This window comes from Streptomyces sp. NPDC003032, from assembly GCF_053591415.1.
This window is the reverse complement of the sequence record NZ_JBSFTT010000058.1, coordinates 26,398-32,557: the sequence shown is the minus strand read 5'-3', so window position 1 is coordinate 32,557 and position 6,160 is coordinate 26,398. Positions and strand designations below refer to the sequence as shown.

Sequence of the window (6,160 nt, the reverse complement as noted above, 5' to 3'; positions counted from 1 at the left end):
GTACTTGTCGTGGTCGTAGCCGCGGTCGGCCAGCAGCGCGTCGGGGCGCCGACGCGGTCTGCCGACCTGGCCCGCGACGGCGGGAATCTTGTCGATGACCGCGAGCGGACCGTTCTCTTAGCGCGGGTCGTCGGCGGCTGCCGACGCCGTGGTCTTCTTCGCCACCGCCTTCTTCGCACCCGGGCGCCGCGATGACGCGGCCGCCGGCTTGGCGGTGCTGCTCGCCGCCGGGCGGGACGGCGGCACGGCGACGGGCGCTGGGGTCGGCTCGGGGGCCGGGTCGGTGAACGCCTCCGGAACGACCGGGGCCGGGGCTGCGGCGGGCGCGTCGGCGGCCGGGGCGGGGAACCGCTGGGCGAGGCCTTCCAGGAGCCGGGCGTAGGCGGCGCGCTTGGGCGGCCGCGGCTCGGTCACCCCCGATTCCCAGTTCCCGACGGTCTCCCGTCGGCTCTTCAGAGTCCTCGCGATCTGTTCCTGGCTTATCCCGGCGGCTTCCCGCAGGCGCCTGCGTTCCTCAGGCGACGGAAGGTCGTCCTGGGCGACCTCTTCCAACAGCGCATCGACGGCGCTGAACAGCTCGTCCTCAGTGGGCACAGAGCTCACCTCCACACCGCATCTTACCTCAATCGCTCATTGAATTTCGCATTGGGTTTCACGTGGATTGCTCATTGGGGTTATGGTCTGTTCGAAACGATCTAGCGAGTGTGGAAGCGGACGAGGCTGGAGGCCCCGTGGAAGACCAGCACGCCTGCGCCGTACTCACGGCCCGCGAGAGCCAGGCCGTCCTGGAAGGCGTAATCCTGCCTGCGGCCACCGCGAGCGCCGTGCCTCAGGCCCGTCCGGTCGTGGTGATCGTCGGCGGCCAGCCCGGAGCGGGGAAGACCAAGGTCGCCGACCTGGTCCAGGCGGCGCTCAGGCAGCGCGGGGGCGCCGTGCGGATCGGACGCGACCTCTACAAGGCCGCCCACCGCCACTACGCGGCGGCGCTGGCCGCCGACGTCCGCACCGCCGGCGCGAGGGTCCGGCCGGACACCAGCCGCTGGCAGAGTGCCGTCGAAGAGCACGTCCGCGATCACAGCCTGGATGCGGTCGTAGAGTCCGCCCTCGCCGATGCCGACGACTTCCGTACCTCGTCGGCGGTCTACCGCCACTCCCGGCACCGGATCGAGGTGGTCGCGCTCGCGACCGCGGAGGCCTGGAGCCAGCTCGGGATCCTCGACCGCTTCCTCACCGAGGCCACCACCGGCCCTGGCGGCCGGTACGTGTCATGGGCCAACCATGACGCGTGCGCAGACGGGATGCTCGCGACGCTCGCGGTCATCGAGGCCGAGCAGCTCGCCGACCGCATCACCGTGGTGACCCGCGAGGGCACGGTGCTGTATGACAACGAGCTCGTCGACGGCGCGTGGCGCCGCCGGCCTGCCGCTGACACGGCGGTCGCCCGCGGGCGTTCGCGTCCCTGGACGGCCGGGGAGACAGCCGCGTTCCATCACGAGGTCGCCCGCGCCGAGGTGCGCGTGCACCGCGATGTGCCAGGTGATGATGAGCGGCTTGCCGTCGTACGGGATGCCAGGCGGGCCGCCGCGCTCGCCGAGCCGGTCCGCCGCATCGCGCAGCCCCGACGGCGTGCGCCGGGCGTCGACTACCACCGGCTCTCGGCCGCCGAGCACCGGTGGGTCTTCGATGAGCTGATCGCCCCGTCCTACCTGAGCGGCATCATCACCCGGGACGATCCGCGTGCCGTCTACGTCATGGGGCAGCCCGGGGCGGGCAAGCTGCTGGCCGCCCGGATGGTGCGCCGCGCGATGCGGCCCGGAACGACCCGGCTGGTCGGCGACGACCTCAAGGCCCAGCACCCCGACTACTTCCGGCTGCTGCGCGATGATCCCCGAGGTGCCGGAGCGGCGATCCGGGCGGACTATCGGGCCTGGTTCGCCCGGGCCGAGCAGTATGTTCGCGACCGCGCCGGCGACGTCCTGGTCGAGGCCGCCCCCGGCAGTGTGGAGGAGTTCCTTGCCAGCGCGCTGCCGTTCGCGGCCGGCGGCTACCTTGTCGAGCTTGTCTTCCTGGCCGTACGGGAGGCTGATAGCCGCCTCTCAACTGCGTTGCGCTACGCCCGCGCCCTGCAGCGGGGCGGCACCGGCCGGTTCACCAGCCGCTCGGGACACGACACCTGCTTCCGTGCGCTCGCCGACATCATCGCCGTCGCTGAGCAGCACCCGCAGATCGCGGCCATCACGGTGATCCGCCGGGACGGCCAGGCCCTGCTGCGCCATGAGAACGGCGGCGCCGGACGGGCTTCGTGGGCACTCACAGCGGAGCGGCTGCGCCCCTACACCGAGCAGGAGGCCGCCGCCTTCCTCCAGCTCCATCAGGGCCTGCGCCGGGCGCTCCCGCGGCACCGCCAGGAGCTGGACGAGATCGCGGCGCTCGCCCGGCCGTTGATGCCAGCGCGGGTGCAGCCGGCTCGCCTGGCCCGGCCGCACCCGCCCGTCTGGCCCCTGCCCGTACCGAGCAGGAACACTGACTACGACTCCTTTAGCTCCTTCAGCCGCGCGGCGTAGACGGCGGCAATCCGGCCGGACTCCTCCACATCCGCCGTCGCCAGCTGAGCCTGGTCTGCCAGGGCGGCCTCCCGGCCGGCCTTCAGCTCCTCGACCCGCTCCTCATCGGGCACCGGCGCGCGCCGCTCGGCCAGGAGCTGGCTGCTGTACCAGTTCACCACCTCCTGGATGGCCTCCTCGGCCGCCTGCTCCTCGCCGCCCTCCAGGCCGGAGAAATCAGAGCTGGGAGTGTCGGACACAGCCCACCACCTTCGTGTTGATCTTGATTTGAAACGGCCATTGTCTCCCCGGCCACGACCACCGGCCCAGCGCTGCGACACACCATGAGAGAAGGCGCCGAACTCCTTCGCACCCCGCCTGCTCGCAAGGGATGCTTCTCCAAGCACTTGGGCGCGGGCATAGGTTGGGCCCAAGTGATCATCGTTTCGGGGGTGGGACGTGGCAGGCCGGGATCTGCGGGCACTGTTCAGCACGAATGACCGGGGTCTGAGGGCCGTGGAGGCGTTCACCAACCGGCAGGTGCAGTGGGAGCTGGTCGCGGCCGCGCTGGCCGAGCACCTGCGGCAGGTCACCGGGCCTGGCTTCGACGTCGAAGACCTGGAGTGCCCGCGCCGCAACGTGATGGTGTTCCACGGCGTCGGCGGGATCGGCAAAACGACCTTGTCCCGCAAGCTGGAGGCCGCGCTGGCGGGAACCGGTCAGCGGCCCGCCCAGTGGGGTGAGCCCGCCTGGTCCGCGGAGCGGATCTATCCGGTGCGCATCGACCTCAGCCCTTCGGTTGGCACGTCGTTTGAGGACGTCATCCTCACCATCCGCGCCGCGCTCGCCGAGCTCGGCCGTCCACTGCCCGCCTTCGACATCGCCCTGCGCCGCTACTGGGAGATCCAGCACCCCGGTGAAAGCCTGGAGGAGTACCTGCGCCGCGGCGGTCTTGCGGGCCGGTTCGGCAAGGTGATGCCGCAGCAGATGCAGTCCGCGCTCGCCGACGCCGCCCAGGCGCTCCTGCTGCCGGGCACCGTCGGCACGGCGGTCGGTGCGGTGATCGGTTCCCTCACCGGGGCGCTGCGCGAACGGCGCCAGACCGTACGGGCTCTCGCCGGATGCGCGCGGCTGGCGGACCTCCTGGAGGCCGAGGCGGACCTGGAAGCGCTGTCCTTCTATCCCCATCTGCTGGCGTGGGAGATCGCCCGGCTCCCGGCGGACCAGCGCGTCACGCCGGTGATCCTGCTGGACACCTTCGAGGACGTCGGCGACCGCACCCACCGCGACCTGGAACGCCTCATCCAGCGGCTGGTGTGGCTGATGCCGAACTGCTTCTTCGTCATCACCGGCCGCTCCCGCCTGCAATGGGCCGACCCCGCGCTCCACGGACAGCTCGACTACACCGGCCCGAACGCCTGGCCCGGCCTGGCAGCCCCCGCCGCTGTCCCGGCCGCCCGCGCCGCCCGCCCGTCCCACGGCCACGGGCACCAGATCCTGGTCGGTGACTTCTCCCCCGAGGACTGCGACGACCACCTCGCCCGCCGGCTCACCCGCGACAGTGAACCGCTCATCAGCCAGGAGATCCGGCAGGTCATCAGCGACCGCTCCCACGGCCTGCCGCTCTACCTCGACCTGTCGGTGATGCGGTTCCTGGAGATCCGCCGCACCGGCCGCACGCCGCAGCCGGCCGACTTCGACCACGACTTCCCGGCGCTGATCGCCCGCACCCTGTCCGACCTCACCGCGGATGAGCGACACGTCCTGCGCTCCGTGGCCCTGCTGGACGCCTTCGACCTGGACCTGGCCACCGCGGCCGCCGGACTGACCCACCAAGCCCCGGCCCTGCGCCTGATCGAGCGGCCCTTCGTCCACGAAAACCCCTTCGGGCTGTGGCCACACCACCTGCACGGGCTGATCCGCTCCACCGTCCGCAACGCCGACGACCAGGCCGACGACCGCTGGACGGCCCGCGACTGGGAACAGGCCGCTCAGCGCGCGCTCACCGCGCTCGGGGAACAATTCCGTACGCGCACCGGCCGCAGCCGGATGCTGCTGGTCGGCTGCCTGCGCCAGGGCCTCGCCCTGGCCCGCGACTTCCGTCTCGACCTGGACTGGCTTGCCGACGCCGCCTGGGCGTACGTCAGCGACTCAGTATGGGAACCACTCGCCCCGCCGGCCCGCCTCGGTGCCGACGACGGCATGGTGACGGCGGCCGACGCTCTCGTCGAACTCCTGGCGACGCTCGCCCGCCGCCAGCACGAGCACCGCTCCCTGACCGCCTCCCGCCTCGCCGCCGTCGCACGCACCCAGCTGCTGCCCGCCGATCTGCACGAAATGACCGTCTACTACCTCGCCAAGGCGCAGCGCGACCTCGGGGACTCCGCCGCCTCCCGCCAGGGCATGCAGCTCGTCGCCAACGGAACAGGCCGCCTCGCCCCCGCGGCCCGCCGCGGTCTGGCCCACCTGGCACGCCTCGCTGGCGACTTCCCCACCGCGCACGCCACCGCGCAGAGCCTGGGCTGGGAAGGGCGTCAGCACCGTGTCGAAGGCGACATCTACTGGCCGCACGGCGACATGGACCGCGCGGCCGCCGCCTACGCCACAGCCCAGGACCAGGCCGAGCAGCACCACATCGCCGGCGAGCGCGCCACCAGCCAGACCCAGCGCGCTTTCGTCCTGGCCTTCACCGACCCGGAGACGGCTGACGACGAACTCCACCTCGCCGACCAGCTGCTGACGGGGCTCGATCTTCGCGCCACGACCCTCACCACGAAGATCGCCGCCGTCATCCGGGACGCGGGGGCACTCAGCAGCCTCGAGCCCGTACGCCTCCTGCGCACCGAGATCAGCGACGCTGGCCTGACAGCCGCGGAAGCCGCCCTGGAACTGGCCCTGTGCTTCCACCACGCCGTCCAGGACGACCACGACAAAATCAGCGCCGCGATCAGCCGGCTGCGCGCTCTCACCCGCGGCGCCGACTACGCCTACTACGCCGACATCGCCCACTTCATGGCCGCCCTGCCCCTGCCAGAACCCTCCACCACCCGCTGGCTCACCGGCGAGGCCGACGTCCGCTCCGCATGGCGCGGCCTGGTCCAGGCCCGGCAGGAATACCTGCGCGCCAGCACCTGACCCCGGACACACCGGTGGCCCCGGCCAGAGGCTGGTCTGGTCGGGGCCACCGTCACGTACAGGCGAGGACCCGGCAGCGGGGCCTTGAGGCGGTCAGCCGGCGTCGGGGCGCTGTCCCACGAGCTGGGTCAGCAGCTCGACGATCTGGGCCTGGTTCTGGTCGATCTTGTTGCTGAGTGCCTCGACCTTCTGATCCAGGTTGCCGACCTGGAGGCGCACCGCGGTCAGGTCGGACTTGATGATCCCGAACTCACGGTCGTGCTTCTCCGCGACCTCTTCGAAACGCCGGGTCAGGGCAGCGAGCTCACTGTGGGCGATGGGGTCCTCAGGCACGCGGGCACTCCTGCCAGATCACAAAAACCGCAGATAACAGGACTCCACGATATCGCGCCCGCACGACCTGCCAGGGGGGACGCCCGCGTGTACGGCCAGCGGTCGGTCCTTCCGCCGATCCCCTCTCCGCTCACCGCCCACAGGCCCGG

Annotated in this window: 5 protein-coding genes; 2 read left to right on the top strand and 3 right to left on the bottom strand. The window is 71.7% G+C overall.

Annotation, left to right across the window (positions count from 1 at the left end; all coding sequences use genetic code 11):
- Positions 1-117: 117 nt before the first annotated feature.
- Entirely contained in the window at positions 118-594 is a 477-nt protein-coding gene (locus ACWDZ7_RS39660) for a helix-turn-helix transcriptional regulator (protein WP_451803623.1), read from the bottom strand.
- Between the two features lie 137 nt (positions 595-731).
- Here ACWDZ7_RS39660 and ACWDZ7_RS39655 point away from each other — a divergent pair, with 137 nt between their 5' ends.
- Entirely contained in the window at positions 732-2,564 is a 1,833-nt protein-coding gene (locus ACWDZ7_RS39655; protein ID WP_451803622.1) for a zeta toxin family protein, read from the top strand.
- Here ACWDZ7_RS39655 and ACWDZ7_RS39650 read toward each other — a convergent pair.
- A complete protein-coding gene (locus tag ACWDZ7_RS39650) occupies positions 2,528-2,803 on the bottom strand; it encodes a hypothetical protein (RefSeq protein ID WP_451803621.1) in 276 nt (91 codons plus the stop codon). The genes ACWDZ7_RS39655 and ACWDZ7_RS39650 overlap by 37 nt on opposite strands.
- Before the next feature lie 199 nt (positions 2,804-3,002).
- On the opposite strand from ACWDZ7_RS39650, the gene ACWDZ7_RS39645 reads away from it, so the two are divergent.
- Positions 3,003-5,678 carry an ATP/GTP-binding protein gene (locus ACWDZ7_RS39645; RefSeq protein WP_451803620.1) on the top strand — a complete coding sequence of 892 codons (2,676 nt, stop codon included), beginning with the start codon at positions 3,003-3,005 and terminating at the stop codon, positions 5,676-5,678.
- A gap of 93 nt (positions 5,679-5,771) precedes the next feature.
- Here the strand turns inward: ACWDZ7_RS39645 and ACWDZ7_RS39640 are convergent, their stop codons facing one another.
- On the bottom strand, positions 5,772-6,011 hold the full coding sequence (locus tag ACWDZ7_RS39640; protein ID WP_451803619.1) for a hypothetical protein: 240 nt from the start codon (positions 6,009-6,011) through the stop codon (positions 5,772-5,774).
- Positions 6,012-6,160 lie beyond the last annotated feature (149 nt).